Raw genomic sequence first — 16,917 nt, 5'->3', positions numbered from 1 at the left:
CTCGCGCCCCGATATCTCTGCTGGCCGGGGACGTGCGGGGACGACGGGGCGGTCAGGCTCTCGCACCGGGCCTGGCCGCCCGCGCCACGTCGCGCACGGCTGCTGGATCAGCCGGGGGCAGGGTCAGGAGGCGCAGGTGTTGAGCATGCTCTGCAGGGCGGATTTCTCGGTCGACTGCAGGGTCAGACCCCAGGTGTACTTCACGGTGATCCACATTTTGCTGTAGGTGCACCGGTAGGACGACAGGGGCGGCTGCCAGGTGGAGGGGTCCTGGTCGCCCTTGGCCTGGTTGACGTTGTCGGTGACGGCGATCAGCTGCGGGTGGCTGAGGTCGTTGGCGAAGCTCTGCCGCCGGCTGGTGGTCCATCCGCTGGCACCTGAGCGCCAGGCCTCGGCGAGGGGTACGACGTGGTCGATGTCGACGTCGGAGGCGGCCGTCCAGGTTGCGCCGTCGTATGGGCTGTACCAGCGGCCGGACACGGCGGCGCAGCTGCTGTCGGTGACGACGGAGGTGCCGTCGCGTTTGAGGACGGTCTCGCGGGTGTTGCAGGTGCCGCTGATGGTGATCCAGTGGGGGAACAGGTCCCGGGAGTACCCGCTCGTCGAGCCCTCGGACTTGACGGTGAGGGCGTTGAGCTGCGACTGGGCGGTCGACTTGGACGGGATGCCGGGAGGCGTCGCGAGCGCTGGCGCAGCGTCCACGGCGAGTAGGTAGGCGCCGGCCAGGGCCACGGTGGCTACGGCGGTAAAGGCTCGCCGCCGTAGTGAGGTTCGGGGGGACTGTCGGGTGACTGGCATGAAGGCCTCCTCGGCAGCGCGATGAACAGCGACCATCTCGGCCGAGCATGTCCATCGAAGGTCGCCTTTGTGAAGGGGGAAAGAGGCTTCTGCGAATACTGGCCCGGACCAGCCTCCCTGCGCCGCCCTAGTGACCGGGCAGGCGTGCCTGTTGTTGCTTGCGGCTGTCGACATGGCGACGCAGCGGCGATCGTGGCTCCAGCGGCGTCTTAGAGTGCGACTCTCAGGCTGGTAGCGCACGCTGGGAGCGACGGTGGCCGACGACCTGGTCGTCATGACGTGGAACGTGGAGAACCTGTTCCGCCCCGACGACACCGACACGTCGGCGGCAGAAACGTACGCCGCGAAGCTCGCCTATCTCGCTGGGCTCATCTCCGGCACCGGCGCTGCCGTGGTCGCCCTCCAGGAGATCGGCTCGCTGGGCGCTGTTGAGGACCTCCGGGCAGCCCTCGGCGAGCCCTGGCAGGCGGTGGTGTCCTCCCACCCGGACAGCCGTGGCATCCGCGTGGCTGTCCTCGCCCGCCACACCCTGACCGACGAAGCGCAAATCGTCGCGCTGCCACAGCCGGGGCTACCGGCGGTCCCCGACGTCGACGGCGGAACCCTCATTCACCTCGGTCGCGGGGCGGTCCAGGTGCACGTCGACTGCGGCGGCCCCGGGTTACGGCTGCTGACCGCCCACCTCAAGAGCAAGCTGCTCACCTACCCCGGCGGGCGGCGCTACCCCCGCACCGAAGACGAACGCGCCCGCGGCGCCGGCTACGCCCTGCTACGCCGCACCGCCGAGGCCGTCGCGCTGCGCGTACACCTCAACGACGTCCTTGCCGCGGCCGCCGTCGACGGGCAGCCGGGCATGCCGACAATCCTGTGCGGCGACCTCAACGACGGACCTGACGCCGTCACCACGGTGCTGCTGGAGGGCCCCGCGGACGGCGACGTTCACCGCCCGGACAAGGGCGACGCGGTCCGGCTGTACAACCTCGGCCGACGCCTGCCTCCAGCCCGCGCCTACTCCCGCATCTACCAAGGCCGCGGCGAGCTCATCGACCACATCCTGGCCACTCGCGATCTCCAGCTGCGCCTTGTCAGCATCGACTCGCTCGTTGACGACATCACCTCGATCGGCGCCTCCACCCGCAGCCGGGAGGCGGTCATTGTGCCGGATCACGCCCCGGTCGTCGCTCGCTTCAGCGCTCTGTAGCGCGTTGCTGGGGCGATGCGCGCCTTCCACATGACGCAGATCCGAGGCCCGCAGCCACCTGCACGGCACTCGGTACCACCTCCGCGGGTTCGCGCCTGTCAGCCGGCTGGTATCCCGAAGGGGTCGTCGCCCTCGCCGAGGAGTAGCGGCACGTCGGAGATCGACGTGTCCGGCCGGGTCCGCGCGTAGCGGACCCGGTGGCGCCACCGTTGGTGCTCGAACGCGACGTCGGCGTCGATCTCGGCCACCACAACTGGGTCGACCTGCATATACGGCAAGGGCTCGGGCCGGTCCAACTGGCCGGACCAGGATGCGGGCAGCGGCTGCGGCCACGGGTGGGCGATCATGCCGGGGCGTGGCATGCGCGGTGGTGTGAGCAGCGCCGCCAGCTCCCTGGCCTGGACGGTGGTCAGCGGGTGGGAGCGGCCGGTGTAGCGCAGTCGTCCCCGCCTGTCGAGCCTGCCGAGCAGCACGGTTTCCGGGTTGCGGAGGGTGCCGGTAACCCCGCCGACGATGGCGTCCGTGACGATGCGGGTGCGGAACTTTGACCAGCCGCGGCGGCCGGGCTCGTACCGGCCGGCCAGCCGCTTGCTGACCACGCCTTCGATGCCCGCCGCGACGGTCCAGTGCAGCAGCCAGTCCGACACCTGCCGCATGTCGGCCGTCTGCGGGGTCAGGGTGAGCTGCGCCGGCGCGTCGGCAAGCAGCCGCTCCAGCCGGGCCCGACGCTCCGACAGCGGCAGGTCCAGGATCACCCTGCCGTCGGCATCGGCGAGCAGGTCGAACAGCACGTAGTGGGCGGGGCATTCGCGGGCCAGGCGTAGGAGGGCTCGGCCGGCGGTGACGCGGCGCTGCAGCTGGGCGAAGTTGGTGCGGCCTCGTTCCCAGACGATCAGTTCGCCGTCGAGCACGACGCCCGGTGGGATGGCCGCCTGGATCGCGCGGGTGATGTCTGCCGGCGATGTGGGATATCAGAACTGTCCGAATGCTGGCCTTCGTGACGCCTGGAATGCTCGACGAAGAGGTGTGTCGAGGCGGCGTAGTCGTGGAGGTACCGAGGCAAGCCGCGTGTGGTCGCGAGCCCAGGGGGCTCCTGATCGTGAATCGCATGGAGCCAGTTCTCGCGTGACATGTAGTTCAGCGGCGCACTGCCCCCTGGGCGCCCGGTCAGCGGTAGATGTGCGCGTTGTCTCTCTTCGGTCCTGCCAGGAGACCGGCAAAGGCCATGGGGAGATGCAGATCCGCCCTCGTGCCTGACGGCACCGATGCTGGTGCATCGCTTCGCGCTACGGCTGTATCCGCTTTCGTGCGGGCAGGAGGGAGGCGCAGGGCAGCAGCAGAAGCGCGAATCCGACCATCCACCAGAAGGTGCTCGCGTAGGGGTGGACGCCGCCCGGGTCATGGTTTACCTGTTGTTGGAGGATGACGGCAATCACGGCGATTCCCAGGGATGCGCCGATGCGCTGGATGACGTTCACCATGGTGGTGGCTTGTGGGATCGCGGTGTGCGGGAGTTGTTGGTAGGCGGCTGCCATCGCGGGGATGCCGACGGCTGCCATGCCGATGCCGCGCAAGAGCAACGACGCGCTGAGGATGATGTCGTTCGGGTCGTTGGGCAGCAGCGTGTAGGGGAGGGTTCCGGCGGTGGTGATCAGCGCACCGGCGGCCACCAGGGGTCTGGGGCCGAGGCGGTCGGCCAGCCGGCCCACGATGGGCAGCGCGACGGCAGTGCCGATGCCTTGCGGGGCGAGCACGAGGCCGGTGGTGAACGCGTCGAATCCGCGGGCCTGCTGGTAGTAGAGGGGTAGCAGGAGCATCGGGCCGTAGAGCGCCGCGCCGGTCAGCACCATCAATACCGCGGACGCGCGGAACGACCGAAATCGGAACAGACGCAGGTCGATGATGGGCGCTTTGGCGCGCAGGGCGTGCGCGGAGAACGCCGCGAGCAGCCCGAGGCCGATCGCGACCGGGACCGCCGTGTCGGCGGTGAGGAAGCTGGACTGCTCGCCGGCTTGTGCGAGGCCGTAGACCAGGGCGAGCACGGCCGGTGACAGCAGCGCGATGCCGAGCACGTCGAGCGGGTGCCTGCCGCTGTCGACGGGGTCGGCGGGCAGCGCCCGCCAGGCCAGCATGAGGGCGGGTACGCACACGGGCACGTTGATCAGGAAGATCCATCGCCAGGACACACCGTCGAGCAGCAGCCCGCCGAGCACCGGTCCGACAATGGGGATGAGGTTACCGGGGACGGCGACCAGCGCCATGACTCGGCCGAACCGCTGTGCGCCGGCGGCCCGCGCCAGGATGAGCTGGGTCAGCGGCAGGATCATGCCCGCGCCCAAGCCCTGCACCACGCGGAAGGCGATCAAGCTCGGCGCCGACCAGGCGACGCCGCACAACACAGAGCCGGCCAGGAACAGCGCCAGCACAGCCAGCCACGTCCGGCGGGAACCGAAGCGGTCGACGCACCATCCGGTGAGCGGGATGACCAGCGCCATCGCCAGCAGGTACGCCGTGGACACCCACTGCACGGTGGAGACCGGCGCTGAGAACGCCTCGCCCAGCTGATCCAGCGCCACGGTGACCACGGTCGTGTCCAGCAGCGCGGCGACCGCGCCGAGCAGGACGATCCCGGCGATACGGAGCAGCGCCGGGTCGAGCCGGTCGTTGGTCGGCTGCGTGTCGGCGGACCCGTCAGATTTTGTTGGCATGCCAGCAGTATGTTAATTTGCTGGCATGCCAACAAGTTGGATGAGGTGAGATCATGACCACGGAACCCGGCGCAGTCGGCACCCGGCCAGCGCACGTCGGCGTCAGCGTGGCCGAGGCGCCGTTGAGCTCGCTCATGCTGCAGCTCGTGCGAGCCCACGCCGCGATCGCGACCGCGATGCTGCAGCAGATCGACCTGGTCGCCCCGCAAGAGCTGGTCGTGCTGTTCCTGCAGGAGCATGGGCGCACACCGCAGTCGGAGATCGTCTACTTCCTCGGCCGCGATCGGTCCACCGTCACCAACACCCTCCAGGCGATGGAGCGCGCCGACCTGATCACGCGGACACCGTCGCAGACCGACAAGCGGTCGATGGTCGTCAGCCTGACGAGCAAGGGCCGGCGGCTGTGTCCACGTATCCGCGAGATCTGGTCCGACCTAGAGCGGATGGCCTTCGGCGGGCTCACCGCCCAACAGCGCGCCGACCTTGCCCAACTGTTCACCGACATCCGGCAGGGGCTGCCGCCAGCCAGCGGACCCTACTCGGCCTCGCCGGCCTCAGACGATCCGGAGGAGACCAGCCGATGAGCGACATGCCGCTGCAGCTCGCGGTCATCATCGCCAGCACCCGGACCGGACGGTTCGGCGAAACCGTCGGCCGCTGGTTCGTCACTCGGGCACAGCAGCACGACGACCTGAAGCTCGACGTCATCGACCTGTACGACCTCCAGCTGCCCGACAGTCTCGAACACAGCCCACATGCCGCGGCGTACACCGCCCGGATCGACGCCGCCGACGCATTCGTCATCGTGACACCCGAGTACAACCACGGCTATCCGGCGGCGCTCAAACGCGCGATCGACGCCGTCCGCGCCGAATGGCAAGCCAAGCCAGTCGGGTTCGTCTCCTACGGCGGCCTCGCCGGCGGGCTGCGCGCCGTCGAGCAGCTCCGGCAGGTCTTCGCCGAGCTGCACGCGGTCGGCATCCGCGACACCGTCAGCTTCCACATGGCCCACGGCCAGTTCGAGAGCGACGGAAGGCTCCATGACCCGCATGCCGCCAACACCGCCGCGGCCACACTGCTGCGCCAGCTCGCCTGGTGGGCAAGGGCGTTGCACACCGCCCGCGCAGCACAGCCGTATCCCGCCTGACCGGCACAATCCAGGAGCATTCCCATGGCTATCGCGATCGTCTTCGCCGAATACGGCGACCCGGGAGTCCTGCACCCCATCGACATCGACCCGCCCACAGCCGAGGCTCGCCAGGTCCGCATCCGGGTCAAGGCCGCCGGTGTCAATCCGGTCGACGCCAAACTCCGCCGCGGCGACTTCGCAAGCGTCATGCCCGTCGACTTTCCGTCCCGCATCGGCAACGAGTACGCCGGCATCATCGACCAGATCGGCGACGAGGTGACCGGCTTCGCGGCCGGCGACCAGGTCCTCGGGTCGGCGACCGGCCAGTGCTACGCCGAATACGTCGTCGCTGACGCCGCAGACGTGGTACGCAAGCCCGCCATGATGCCGTGGACCGTGGCCGCCGGTCTTCCCGCCGTCGGCCAGACCGCGCACACGGCGCTGCGGCAGATCGCCGTCCGTGCCGGCGACACCGTACTGATCCACGCCGCCGCCGGCGGAGTCGGCACCATCGCCATACAACTGGCCCACCGCTGGGGTGCCAAGGTCATCGGCACCGCCAGCGAACGCAACCACGACTATCTCCGCTCGCTCGGTGCTACACCGGTCGTCTACGGAGACGGCCTCCTCGAACGGGTTCACGCACTCGCGCCGGGCGCAATCGACGCCGCGCTCGATGCCATCGGCGGCGAAGCGATCACCGTATCCCTTGCTCTCGTGCCGGATCGCCACCGGATCGGCACCCTCGTTGATGCCGAAGCCGCGAAAGCGCACGGGATTCAACGCGTCGGCGGCCGGTCGACCGCGGCCCTGCGCGAACTGGTCACGCTGTACGAGCACGGCAGCCTGCAGCTCCCGATCCACGCGACGTTCCCCCTGACCGAAGCCCACCACGCGCATCGCGAGGTCCAGACCGGACACGTCCGCGGCAAAGTCGTCCTGACGATGCCGTGACCTGTCACTGACCCTTCGCCGGGTTCGACGTGGGAGGGCGCATGGTCTGTTCAGCCGGGTCAGACGCGTGGCCTGATCATGTGGGGCCCGGCGCGCACTCATTCTCGGCTACTTGCGGATGCTCGGTACAGGCAGCCCAGGTCTCGGACCGTGACAGGGCGTCACCCTGGCGGCGATGATGAGGTGAATTCCGACTACTCGATCAACAGGGCCTGCCAGGCTCAGCCCCGATCTTGGTGCCGGTACTGGCTGCTGGTCCTGTCCTCGATCGAGGTGTGGCGCCAGGCGGCATCGCATTGACCTCGGCGTTTCCGTGGTCAGCGTCGGCGGCTGACGTCGGCCGCGTAGGTGGCCCAGTCTCCGGCGCAGGCTCGTTGCCATCTGACCGCGCCTTTGATGTCGATGCCGAGTACGCGTGCCAGGATCGCAGCGGGCAGTTCGATGGCGAGATGGAACAGTGCCGCGGTCCGTGCTTCCGTGACGTGAATGCCGATCCGCGCCAGGCGGTCACGCAGCGCGCCGTCGGTGATGGGGCGTCCGGCGAGCCGGCCGGGGAACAGCCACGTCTGGCTGCCTAGGTGGGTGTGGGAGCAGGTTCTGGCGGTGACGAGTTCGCGGGTCAGCGCGGCGAGCGGTTCGGGTATCTCGATGGGTCGGTCGCCGAGTCGTATCCGCACGCTGTCGCCGGTGATCTGCACTTGGCCGAGGGTGAGTCGGCTGACGTCGGCGGCGTTCTGGGCGTAGAGGACCACGAGCAGCCCGGCGACGCGGTCGGCCAGGTCGATGGTGTGGTCGTGAAGAAGTTGGCGGGCGACCTGCCACCGGCCGTCGCCGTCGATGGGTGCACCTGGCCCACCCCATTGCTGAACGGGTAGATAGACCGTTGTCAGCTTGTTGGCGTTCGCCCAGCGGAGGAAGGCGCCGACTGCCTTGCTGTTGCGGATCTGTCCGCCGGCGAGCCACCGGTCGACGTGGGTGTGGGTGCAGGTGGCCAAGGTCAGGTGGTTGTCGCTGAGCAGGTCGAGGAAGCTGATGACAGCGCGGGTCTGGTCCCGCACCGCGCCGCACTGGTTGGTGTTGGCGGGGGTGCCGGCGACGCGACGGCGGAGCCGTCTGAGCAGGTGCCATACCGTGTATTGCTGCACGAGGTGCCGCTGGGCCGGGTCGGGGATGGCGTCGATGGTGGCGTGCAGCCACCGTTCCAGCCGGGCCAGGAGCTCGTCGCGGGGCGGCAGCACTCCCGCGCCGACGAGTAGTTCTCGCAGGTACCGCCCGGCTTTGTCGGGCTCCAGCGCGTCGAAGGTGTCGTGAGTGAGCGGGATGCGGCCGGTGGCGAGGTCGGACAGCAGGGAGCGGGCACGGGGCTGGCGATGCAGCCAGGCCGACACGTTCTGGGGCCGGTCGCCGGCCACGAGGAAGTCACGTAGTACCTGCATCGGGGCGGGGATCGCGCCGGTGTGGTCGGCCAGGAGCTGGTCAAGCCGGTCGCTGAGCGTGCAGCGCTTGCACACGGCGGCCGTGAGCTGGCCGGAGACGCCGCAGCGGGGACAGCACAGCCAGAACCCAGGTTCGGCCCGGGTGCAGGCAGCGCATAACGGCCGGTCGGTCGTGCCGCTGCGCACGAGCCGGACGTGGCTGCAGCCGGTGCACCTCGTCCGCCTGCTTCGGCAGGGCACGCACCACGGCAAGCCAGTGGCTTTCGAGGTTTCGCAGTGCGCGAGCCGGCCGCAGATGGAGCACGCTTGCATCGGTGGCGGTGTCCGGCACGCCTCGCAGACCGGCCCGTCGTCGGTGCGGGCGTGAACACGACGGCGCCGGCCGCAGCGCACGCACGGCTTCAGGTTCGCGGGGTCGGTCGCGTTGCAGTACCGGCACAGCGGACGTCCCTGCAGATCGCGGGCGGACGGTTCGCGAACCTTGCCGCAGCGGCTGCATTCCACTGCGCGGGACTTGCCGGCGCAGGTGTGGCAGACCCGCGCTCCGTCGCGGTACTCGACCAGCGCAACAGTGCGCCGGCAACCGGGGCAGGCGGGCGGGTGAATGCGGGTAGCGCTCTGTGCGCGGAGGTGGTCGATGAGCAGCAGCACCGTGTGGGTCGGAGCGTCGTGCCCTGATCCGGTGAGCAGGTCTGGACGTTCTGTGACGGCCCAGGCGAGTCGTCGCAGCTGCTGGGGCTTGGGTGCCGACGCATGCACGGCTTCCTCGATCAGGTGAGCGGGTATGCCGGGGTCCGCCGTGGCGACGGCCGCGGCGACCGCCTGCAGGCACGCGGCGCGGTCTGCCGGCGTGCAGCGGGCACACAGCGCTCGCCCGTCCCGGTCCCGGCTGTGCGCCTTCGTGATCCGCTCACAGGAAGCACAGGGCTCCCGTCGCTCGCCGCACACCGAGCAGTACCATTGCCCGCCGCGTCGCCACATGTTCCTCACCAGGCCCTTGCCGCAGCCCGCGCAGCGGGGCGCCGACACCTGCGCCAGGCCCGCCTGGCGTAACGCCAGGAGGAGCTGGCCCACGACCGAAGGAGCCGGTGATTGGCCGTCGACGAGCACCTGCGGCCGCTCCGAGATCGCCTGCACCAGCCGACGGCGCTTGGCGGCGTGGCCGCCCACCACCGCGGCGACCGTCGCGCCCACCAGCGCGGGGTCGACCGTGGGATCAACCCGGGTGATGGCCTCCACGACGGGCAGCAGCAGGCCAAGCTCGTTTCCGCTGTCCGCAGCGGTCACTTCTCGATACCCGTGATGCGGGCCCGTTTGGGCCGCAGATCCCCGACCCCCGCCTGCCCGGCGGCGGCCGCCTTGCGTGGCCGAGCGGCTGCCTGGGCTGCGACGGGCTCGACCAGGTCGTCCATCCGGCAGTCGAGGATGTCCAGCAACGCCATCAAGACCTTCAAGCTCAAGCGCTCCGGCCGCTCGACGACCAGCCGGTAGACCTGACTGGAAGACAGCCGGATACCCCGCTCGGCCAAGGGCCCGAGCAGGTCGGTGGTGGAGAACATGCCGCGGCTGGCCATCACCTGACGTAGATGCCACCGGTAGTCCAGCTTGGCGCCGCTCAACGTTCCTCCTCGGCTCCGATGCCGCCGCCGGTGAAGGCCGGCGACAGCGCCCTACGCAACGCCGTACTCATGAAGTCGTCGCTGACGTGGGTATACACCGCTGTTGAGCTGTCGCGTTCATGCCCAACCTGCTGCTGAATGAATCGCCGGTCCACGCCGTCCTCCGTCAGGTGCGTCACATACGAGTGGCGCAGCGAGTGCACCGTCAGTGCCTTCGACATCCCCAACGCCTCACGGTAGGCACCGAAGCGGGCGTTGATCTCGGCCGGCTTGATGCGGCCACCCCGCTCAGTGACCCACATGCCCGGGTGCTCCTCTGAACCGAACCGCGGCCGGATGTTGTGCACATAGTCGGCCACCGCCTCGACCGCCCATCCCATCACCGAGGCGACGTTGCGCCGGCGCGGCTGCTGACCCCGTTTGGCCTTGCCGTAACGCACATGCAGCATCCCGAACCGGTCGAACTCCGGAGCCGCCGGGTTGCGGCCCCAGTCCAGCAGGTCCAGCTTCGCGGTCTCGGTACGCCGCAGCCCCCACCCGTAGATCACCTTGAACAAGGTGGCATCGCGATACGCGGCCAACGCCCCCTTGCGACCGGCCCGAACCGCCCGGCCGACCTGATCATCGGCATAGTCCAGGAACCGCTGCAGCTCCTCACGAGTGAAAGCACGCGCCTCGGGATCGCCCTCGTAGTCATCCAGATGCGACAGCGTGTTCCACTCATGGCAAACCGGGACAGGATGCGCTCCGAACGCCTCCTGGCACGCCGCTACCCAGCCGTACCGGCCATCGGTCAGGAACTCGGTGAACAACCGCAACTGGCAATGGTAGCTACGGATCGTCGACGGCCGCAGATGCTTCTCGCTGGTCAACGACAACGACCATTCATCCACATGGGAGGCCGACCACGCCCAGGGAAACTCATTCGTGAAGGCCAAAAAACCCCAGACCAGATGCTCCCGCTGCGCGATCGTCTCCTCCCGCAGCCCCCGCGCCGTCTGCTGCGCCCGCCAGCCCCGCAGCATCGCCTCCACCATCGCCTCCTGAGGCCGCAACTGCACCACACCGGCGACCAGCTCCAGACCCGCCGAACCCGCGAGGTTAGCCCGCCCCACTCGCCCTCCCCGAGCTCGTATGACGGGTGAATCATGCATCAGACGGGACCGACAGTCCAAAAGCCCAGCTCACTAGCCCTCTGCCCGAGGGCGTAATCGGTCGCAGGTAGGCTCCAGAGCTAGCAGCTCACGATGGAACGAGCCCATCCGATGCAATTCCCGAGGGTTCGGGAAGTAGGTGGTCAGGTTCCGGCCGGCCCGCGACTGCAGGTACACCCCATCCGCCTCGCGGAAGGCGACCGCCCGCCACCCGTCCCACTTCGGCTCGTGAACCAGGCCCGGCCCCTCAGGCACCACGTCCACCGGCGCCGCGAGCATCGGCGCGACCGGCCGACGCAGCACCGGCCCCTCCCCGGCGCTCCCCCGCGGGCGGGCCGGCATCACCTCCAGGCCCCACTACGCCGGCCGCGAGTGCCACTCATTCTCCGCCCCCTTGACGTCATGGTCGAAGAGACGAGGGCATGCGGGGGTGGAGATCCGCGACAACGAATGACCGACGCATTGCACAGCCGGGTCGGTGGTGGCCCTCCAACGAGGGAGGATCCCTCACCCCGTAACCGGGTCCCTCGGGCCAGACTGGCCGGCCCATCACCGCTAGCTGCCACCGCAGTCGCGCGCACCTGGGATGTTAAAGCCATGCGGCGCCCAGCCCAGGAAGCCGCCGACACAACTGCTGGTCGCGGGGCTGTTAGCACATCTGACCATGATCAGGGCGTTTTCCACGGTGAGATGCTTCGTCCCGCCCGGTCGGCCATGATCGTCGTGCTCCCGGCGCTGGTCTGACTCGTTTTCCACCTGGCGCCACGGCTGCCCTTCGGTCTGATTTGTCGGCCGCGCCGGGTGCACGCGCCGAACGGACGGGTGTGACCTGACAGGAGCCTGTGCAAGAGGTCCCATCACCGTGCTGTCCGTCCGTCCGACGGTGCGTGCTGCCCCGGTTGGCCACCTGGAAGGACAGCACCCCCACCATGACAGAGCACCAGTACGAAGTCATCGGCGGCGTCGACACCCACGCCGACACCCACACCGCCGTTGTCATCGACGAGATCGGCCGGATGCTCGGCCACCGCCAATTCCCCACTACGGTGGCCGGCTACCGGGCTCTGCTGGCCTGGATGAGCGAACACGGTCCCCTGCGGTCGATCGGGATCGAGGGCACCGGCAGCTACGGCGTCGGCCTGGCCCGCTACCTACGCGCCCAAGGCGTGCATCTCGTCGAGGTCGATCGACCCAACCGCAAGATGCGCCGCCAACGCGGCAAGTCCGACCCGATCGACGCCGAAGCCGCCGCCCGCGCGGTCCTGGCAGGCACCGCGACCACCACGCCGAAGAACCGAGACGGACAGGTGGAGGCAATCCGAGTCATCCGCACCGCCCGCACCTCCGCAGTGAAGTCGCGAACCGCGGCCATCAACGCCCTGGTCGGCATGGTCCGCACCGCCCCGGAGCCGCTGCGCACCCACCTGCTAGACCTGCGCAACTCGGAACTGATCATCACCGCCGCCGCACTACGGCCGGGCCTGGACATCGCCGACCCGATCACGGCGACCAAGACCGCGATCCGGCGGCTGGCACGCCGCGTCATCGACCTGGACCGGGAGATCCGCGCCGCCGACGTCGACCTGCAGGTGCTGCTCCGCCAGACCGCACCGCGGCTACTCGAACTGCCCGGCGTCGGATCCGAGGTCGCAGCCCAACTACTCATCACCGCCGGCGACAACCCCGAACGGATCCGGGACGAACGGGCCTTCGCCGCCCTCTGCGGAGTCTCCCCCATCCCCGCCAGTTCCGGCCGCACCGACCGACACCGACTCAACCGCGGCGGCGACAGGCAGGCCAACCGCGCCCTCTACATCGTCGCGGTCAACCGAATGCGCTACCACCCGCAGACGCTGGCCTACGTCGAACGCAGGCGGGAGCAAGGACTGAGCAACAAGGACATCTCTCGATGCCTCATTGGGGGAGTATCGGTTCCGCGATTCCACCAAGGGGTCGTGGCTCCTCGGTGAGTGTCGGGGGACGGCTTCGTTGCCGCGCCGCTTGACGGCCAGTTTCAGTTTGGCCGCCCCTGACATGCCGAGGCCTCCGGACCGGCGTCTAGGGACACGCCCCAGCGAGGGCCGAACAATGAGAATCCGGCACGGTGGGGCCTCGCCATCGCCGGAGCCAACTGCGGAGGACGAAGGACACACCGACGATGTTTATCGGCTGGGACTGGGCCAGCACGACCCATGACATCACTGTGCTCGACGACCGAGGCGCAATTGTTGACCGGTGGGCGCTACCTCACACCGAACAGGCCCTGACCGCAGCACTCGACCGGCTCGCTCGCCACGGCAACCCCGCCGAACTACCGGTGATCATCGAACGCCCTGACGGGCTTGTCGTCGATCGGCTGCTTGCCGCAGGGCATCCCGTCTTCCCCGTGCATCCCACCGCGTTTCACGCTGCTCGTCCCCGCTGGGGCGCCTCCGGCGCGAAGTCCGACCCCGGCGACAGCTACAAGCTCGCCGACTACCTCCGCACTGACGGTCATCGGCTGCGCCGGCTGCAACCGACCGACCACGGGTTGAGCGAACTGCAAAGTCTCACCCGGCTACGGGAAGACCACGTCCGCGCCCGCACCGCCGCCACCAACCAGCTCGCCGCACTACTGGACGCGCACTGGCCCGGACCCCGCAAGCTCTTCCAGTCCCTGGCCTCTCCCATCGCGCTGGCGTTCCTCACCGACTACCCCACGCCGGAGGCCGCCCGCCGCTTGGGCGAGGTCCGGATGGCTGGCTTCTTGCGCCGCAATTCCTACCGAGGCGGCAAGACAGCAGTCGAGCTACTGCAGCGGCTACGCCGCGCACCCACAACCCCGGCAGCCCTGCCCGCAACCACTCTCACCGCGATGATCCACGCCCAGGTGCAGTTGCTGCGAGCTCTGCAGGCCACCATCGCCGACCTCGAGAAGCTGATCAAGGACCTCATCGCGGTGCACCCACGAGCGCAACTGCTCGCCGCCCTACCCGGCGTCGGTCAGATCAACCTGGCACAACTCCTCGCCGAGGTCGGACCGATCCTCATGCGCGTCGACACCGCCGAGCAGGCCGCCGCGGAATGCGGCACCACACCGGTGACCAAAGCATCCGGCAAGGTCCGCGGGGTCTACTTCCGCTGGGCTGCCAACACCCGAGCCCGCACCGCCATCACCGCCTTCGCGCACAACGCCCGCCTACAGTCACCCTGGGCCGCGAAGCTCTACGCCGACGCCCGAGCACGCGGCAAACGCAACCCCCACGCCGTCCGCATCGTCGCCCGTGCATGGCTACGCGTCATCTGGGCCTGCTGGCACACCAACACGCCCTACAACCCCGCCCAGCACCGCGCCGCCCACGCCTTTACCACCACGACTTGACTCAGGGAACTGAAGCGATACATCGCACGACAAATCTATCCACTGATCTTGGAATCCCTACGCATCCGACCCCCGTCATCCACAGCCCTCGCAGGGGTCCTACCAGCCACGCTTGCGTTACAGGAGCATCAGCAGCCGAAGTTCTCCACAATGCCAAGCCCTGGGCTGGCGAACTTCTGGCGGGCCGGTGAACCTCAACAGGTCGGCGAGGTCACCCCTGAGGCTGCTGGCCACGGCTACGTGCAGGTGGAGCAAGCCCCGGCAGCAGGCCACCGACACCCGGTCCTCGCAGCGTGAACGTCACGCTGCGGGGACCGCACCTTCTCGACCCCGCCAAAGGCGGCGGGGGTGATCGGTCGAGTTCGGGCCCGGGCCTCGCCTATCACCTACGGTCGGAGAGGTGGAGGTGCTGCTGCGCGGGGGGCCGGGTGACGGCCAGGTGGTGTCCGGCGGCGGCGAGACCGTCGTGTGGCAGGCATGCCTGTACGAGGTCACGCCGGAGTTCGTGCGCCGGGGCGGACGTGATTTTCGGGTGTATCGGCACCGCCGGGACTGCTGCGAGCCCTACGGCCGGGGCGCGGAGGACCGCTGCGAGTGACCCTTCGCTACGGGCGCGCAGGACCCGCTCGCCATCCGAGCCGACATGAGCGATCGAACGTATGTACGATCGCGGGGTGCAGCAAGTGGTACGGCGCTGGTGGAACGGCGTCGTGCGCCACGAGGCGCTATCGATCGAGTGGAGGTGGGAGACCTTCACCCGCCCGCTGTCGTAGCAGTGGGCGCGAAGCAGCCAGTCCGGGAAGTACGAGCCTTGCCGCAGCTTCGGGATCGCCAAGTCGATCGTCCCGGCGCGGGTGTCCCACTCCCGATGCCGGTATCCGTTGCGGGAGTTCACCCGCTCGTCGCTGCGCTGCCCGTACCCGGCGCCGCACATCGCGTCCGCCTCGGGGGACATCACCGCCTGCGCGAACGTTTTGATCATCGCCTGCAACACGTCCGGCGACGCGCCCTCGATCTGCTCGCACAGCAGGTCAACAGGGTTCACACTCTCAGATGCGGCCATCGCGTCCTCTCTTCCTTCTCTGACTTGGTCGTCTTGAAGGATCGACGCGATGGCCGTCTCTCATCTACGCAACACGCCCATTACAGGCAAGTCGTACACCACTCCAGTGGACGCAACCTCCGGCCAGGGGCGACCGTCCGCGACCCATTCCCGTCGGTACTGCTCGAACGACTCCGGCTGCGCCTCACCTCCCAGGTTGTCGTCGAAGCCAAGCTCGAAGCCGCATCACCGCGACCAAGCCAGTCAACGTGGGTAGCTGGTCTTAGCCCGGGACGGCCGCGGGTGCTGCCGATGCCCCGAGCGTGTTGGTGCGGCGTCACCCGTGTATTGACGGCGGCGATATCGTCTCACCATGGCCCGCAAGTTTCCTGTGGAAGGTCGGTACGACGTTCGTGCTGGAGCCGCCGGGTATGCCCCGATCGTAGGTGCCTTCGGCGGGCTCTCCGTAACGGCTATTGTCGTCGTCTTTACTGTTCCATCAACCACAAGCCACCCCGGCACTTACCTAGTCCTCGCGACAGGCCTGCTAATCATCGCAATGTTCGGAAGCCTTTTAGGGGCGCTTGGGATGGCAGCCATCGGAGCCGAACAGGCTCCAACAGCCAACCTGGGCGCGGCGGTAATGTATATCGCAGTACCAGTTGCTATTTCAGTAGCGTCTACGCTTGGAGCATTTGAAGTCCTCGCCGCACTCTATCAACCGTCGTCGGCGGCACTTTTTGCGATAATCGTCGCAGCTGGAGGCCTCTTCGGGGTGATATTCACTGCGTTTGCACTGGCGGACAGTACTTCACTCGGACCTACTGATCCTGAGCTACACAAGGAGTGGATCAAGACGCAGTGGCTGAAAAGTAGCAGGCAGGCCTACAGATACACCGTTTGCATCGCCGTGGCTGGGTGCGCCCCCGTCCTGCTAGCCGTGGTGCTCCGCCTCGCTGGAGTTGGATTCAATCCGACGAGGGCGACCGCCAATTGGGTTATAGGCGTAGGAATCTTCCTTACGCTGGCCGGCACGCTGACGTCCCTTGCACGGACTGCACACTCTGACGACGGGAACCAACGAGGAATTCGACCGTTTGAAGCCGCTGCGACCACACTAGCGATTGGGGGATACGTCCTACTTATGATGTTGTTTCTTCCATAAGCCTGACCAGCAGGTGCCCAACGCTGCCTACAGGCAGCCTTCCGGCTTCAGCGCGGCTACCGCCAGTCATTCTCCGAAGTTACACCCACCGCCCCGGCTCCGCTCCGCTGCACTAGCCGGGCGTCCCAGGTTGGGGAGTTGAAGCGGAACTCCACCGAGATACGTCACAGAAGAACATGACCAAGTTTTTCCCTCGAACGAACCGCAGCCGCGGGACTTGGCCCCGGCCTCGGGGCGGCGTCGACGATGCCCCTAAGTGCGTGTTTGAGAAGGTCGCGTGTGGACGGTGTGGCGGCGTGACGGTGGCCGCCGGGGCGGGCAGGGTGTCCGGGTGTCGTCGCCTCGTCGTG

The 16,917-nt window shown here is 68.4% G+C and carries 15 protein-coding genes and 1 pseudogene; 8 read left to right on the top strand and 8 right to left on the bottom strand.

Going from position 1 to position 16,917, the window contains the following annotated elements:
- Window positions 1-123: 123 nt before the first annotated feature.
- Window positions 124-798, bottom strand: a complete 675-nt coding sequence (locus ABZS80_RS06095; protein WP_355054694.1) for an HNH endonuclease family protein — start codon at window positions 796-798, stop codon at window positions 124-126.
- A 253-nt stretch (window positions 799-1,051) separates the two neighbouring features.
- Between ABZS80_RS06095 and ABZS80_RS06090 the strand changes: the two genes are divergently transcribed.
- Entirely contained in the window at window positions 1,052-1,999 is a 948-nt protein-coding gene (locus ABZS80_RS06090; protein ID WP_355054693.1) for an endonuclease/exonuclease/phosphatase family protein, read from the top strand.
- 98 nt (window positions 2,000-2,097) lie between these two features.
- Here ABZS80_RS06090 and ABZS80_RS06085 read toward each other — a convergent pair whose 3' ends face one another.
- On the bottom strand, window positions 2,098-2,949 hold the full coding sequence (locus ABZS80_RS06085; RefSeq protein WP_355055058.1) for an ATP-dependent DNA ligase: 852 nt from the start codon (window positions 2,947-2,949) through the stop codon (window positions 2,098-2,100).
- A 336-nt stretch (window positions 2,950-3,285) separates the two neighbouring features.
- Window positions 3,286-4,707: an MDR family MFS transporter gene (locus ABZS80_RS06080; RefSeq protein ID WP_355054692.1), complete on the bottom strand. Its 1,422-nt coding sequence runs from the start codon at window positions 4,705-4,707 to the stop codon at window positions 3,286-3,288.
- A 53-nt stretch (window positions 4,708-4,760) separates the two neighbouring features.
- Between ABZS80_RS06080 and ABZS80_RS06075 the strand changes: the two genes are divergently transcribed.
- Genes ABZS80_RS06075 through ABZS80_RS06065 form a run of 3 tightly spaced genes read left to right on the top strand, consistent with a single transcriptional unit; the run spans window position 4,761 to window position 6,790 of the window.
- Window positions 4,761-5,291: a MarR family transcriptional regulator gene (locus ABZS80_RS06075; protein WP_355054691.1), complete on the top strand. Its 531-nt coding sequence runs from the start codon at window positions 4,761-4,763 to the stop codon at window positions 5,289-5,291.
- Window positions 5,288-5,854 carry an NAD(P)H-dependent oxidoreductase gene (locus tag ABZS80_RS06070; protein ID WP_355054690.1) on the top strand — a complete coding sequence of 189 codons (567 nt, stop codon included), beginning with the start codon at window positions 5,288-5,290 and terminating at the stop codon, window positions 5,852-5,854. Before ABZS80_RS06075 ends, ABZS80_RS06070 begins: the two co-directional genes overlap by 4 nt.
- 24 nt (window positions 5,855-5,878) lie before the next feature.
- Window positions 5,879-6,790 carry an NADP-dependent oxidoreductase gene (locus tag ABZS80_RS06065; protein ID WP_355054689.1) on the top strand — a complete coding sequence of 304 codons (912 nt, stop codon included), beginning with the start codon at window positions 5,879-5,881 and terminating at the stop codon, window positions 6,788-6,790.
- A gap of 317 nt (window positions 6,791-7,107) precedes the next feature.
- On the opposite strand, the gene ABZS80_RS06060 is transcribed toward ABZS80_RS06065, so the two are convergent.
- The 4 genes from ABZS80_RS06060 to ABZS80_RS06045 form a co-directional block, all read right to left on the bottom strand.
- Window positions 7,108-9,513 (bottom strand): hypothetical protein, encoded by a 2,406-nt coding sequence (locus ABZS80_RS06060; RefSeq protein WP_355054688.1) that lies wholly within the window; start codon window positions 9,511-9,513, stop codon window positions 7,108-7,110.
- Window positions 9,510-9,845 carry a helix-turn-helix transcriptional regulator gene (locus tag ABZS80_RS06055; protein ID WP_355054687.1) on the bottom strand — a complete coding sequence of 112 codons (336 nt, stop codon included), beginning with the start codon at window positions 9,843-9,845 and terminating at the stop codon, window positions 9,510-9,512. Before ABZS80_RS06055 ends, ABZS80_RS06060 begins: the two co-directional genes overlap by 4 nt.
- Window positions 9,842-10,960, bottom strand: a complete 1,119-nt coding sequence (locus ABZS80_RS06050; protein WP_355054686.1) for a tyrosine-type recombinase/integrase — start codon at window positions 10,958-10,960, stop codon at window positions 9,842-9,844. Before ABZS80_RS06050 ends, ABZS80_RS06055 begins: the two co-directional genes overlap by 4 nt.
- A gap of 72 nt (window positions 10,961-11,032) precedes the next feature.
- A complete protein-coding gene (locus ABZS80_RS06045) occupies window positions 11,033-11,278 on the bottom strand; it encodes a hypothetical protein (protein ID WP_355055057.1) in 246 nt (81 codons plus the stop codon).
- Window positions 11,279-11,928: 650 nt separating this feature from the next.
- On the opposite strand from ABZS80_RS06045, the gene ABZS80_RS06040 reads away from it, so the two are divergent.
- The 3 genes from ABZS80_RS06040 (at window position 11,929) to ABZS80_RS06030 (ending at window position 14,958) form a co-directional block, all read left to right on the top strand.
- Window positions 11,929-12,969 carry an IS110 family transposase gene (locus ABZS80_RS06040; RefSeq protein ID WP_355054685.1) on the top strand — a complete coding sequence of 347 codons (1,041 nt, stop codon included), beginning with the start codon at window positions 11,929-11,931 and terminating at the stop codon, window positions 12,967-12,969.
- Window positions 12,970-13,157: 188 nt separating this feature from the next.
- Complete coding sequence (locus ABZS80_RS06035) at window positions 13,158-14,360, top strand: IS110 family transposase (RefSeq protein ID WP_355054684.1); 1,203 nt, start codon at window positions 13,158-13,160, stop codon at window positions 14,358-14,360.
- Window positions 14,361-14,760: 400 nt separating this feature from the next.
- A complete protein-coding gene (locus ABZS80_RS06030) occupies window positions 14,761-14,958 on the top strand; it encodes a hypothetical protein (RefSeq protein ID WP_355055056.1) in 198 nt (65 codons plus the stop codon).
- Window positions 14,959-15,147: 189 nt separating this feature from the next.
- Here ABZS80_RS06030 and ABZS80_RS06025 read toward each other — a convergent pair.
- A pseudogene (locus tag ABZS80_RS06025) lies at window positions 15,148-15,423 on the bottom strand (transposase); the annotation flags it as partial.
- 352 nt (window positions 15,424-15,775) lie between these two features.
- Here ABZS80_RS06025 and ABZS80_RS06020 point away from each other — a divergent pair.
- A complete protein-coding gene (locus ABZS80_RS06020) occupies window positions 15,776-16,567 on the top strand; it encodes a hypothetical protein (protein ID WP_355054683.1) in 792 nt (263 codons plus the stop codon).
- Window positions 16,568-16,917: the final 350 nt, after the last annotated feature.

Source organism: Micromonospora sp. NPDC005305 (assembly GCF_040607315.1).
GTDB lineage: Bacteria > Actinomycetota > Actinomycetes > Mycobacteriales > Micromonosporaceae > Micromonospora.
The sequence above is the reverse complement of the archived record's forward strand: the minus strand, read 5'-3'. Positions and strand labels throughout refer to the sequence as shown.

What these genes read in the sequence shown, in the direction of transcription:
- ABZS80_RS06020 (WP_355054683.1), top strand. Translation starts at nt 15,776, where the DNA reads ATGGCCCGCAAGTTTCCTGTGGAAGGTCGGTACGACGTTCGTGCTGGA.
- ABZS80_RS06045 (WP_355055057.1), bottom strand. Translation starts at nt 11,278, where the DNA reads ATGCTCGCGGCGCCGGTGGACGTGGTGCCTGAGGGGCCGGGCCTGGTT.
- ABZS80_RS06040 (WP_355054685.1), top strand. Translation starts at nt 11,929, where the DNA reads ATGACAGAGCACCAGTACGAAGTCATCGGCGGCGTCGACACCCACGCC.
- ABZS80_RS06075 (WP_355054691.1), top strand. Translation starts at nt 4,761, where the DNA reads ATGACCACGGAACCCGGCGCAGTCGGCACCCGGCCAGCGCACGTCGGC.
- ABZS80_RS06065 (WP_355054689.1), top strand. Translation starts at nt 5,879, where the DNA reads ATGGCTATCGCGATCGTCTTCGCCGAATACGGCGACCCGGGAGTCCTG.
- ABZS80_RS06070 (WP_355054690.1), top strand. Translation starts at nt 5,288, where the DNA reads ATGAGCGACATGCCGCTGCAGCTCGCGGTCATCATCGCCAGCACCCGG.
- ABZS80_RS06095 (WP_355054694.1), bottom strand. Translation starts at nt 798, where the DNA reads ATGCCAGTCACCCGACAGTCCCCCCGAACCTCACTACGGCGGCGAGCC.
- ABZS80_RS06080 (WP_355054692.1), bottom strand. Translation starts at nt 4,707, where the DNA reads ATGCCAACAAAATCTGACGGGTCCGCCGACACGCAGCCGACCAACGAC.
- ABZS80_RS06035 (WP_355054684.1), top strand. Translation starts at nt 13,158, where the DNA reads ATGTTTATCGGCTGGGACTGGGCCAGCACGACCCATGACATCACTGTG.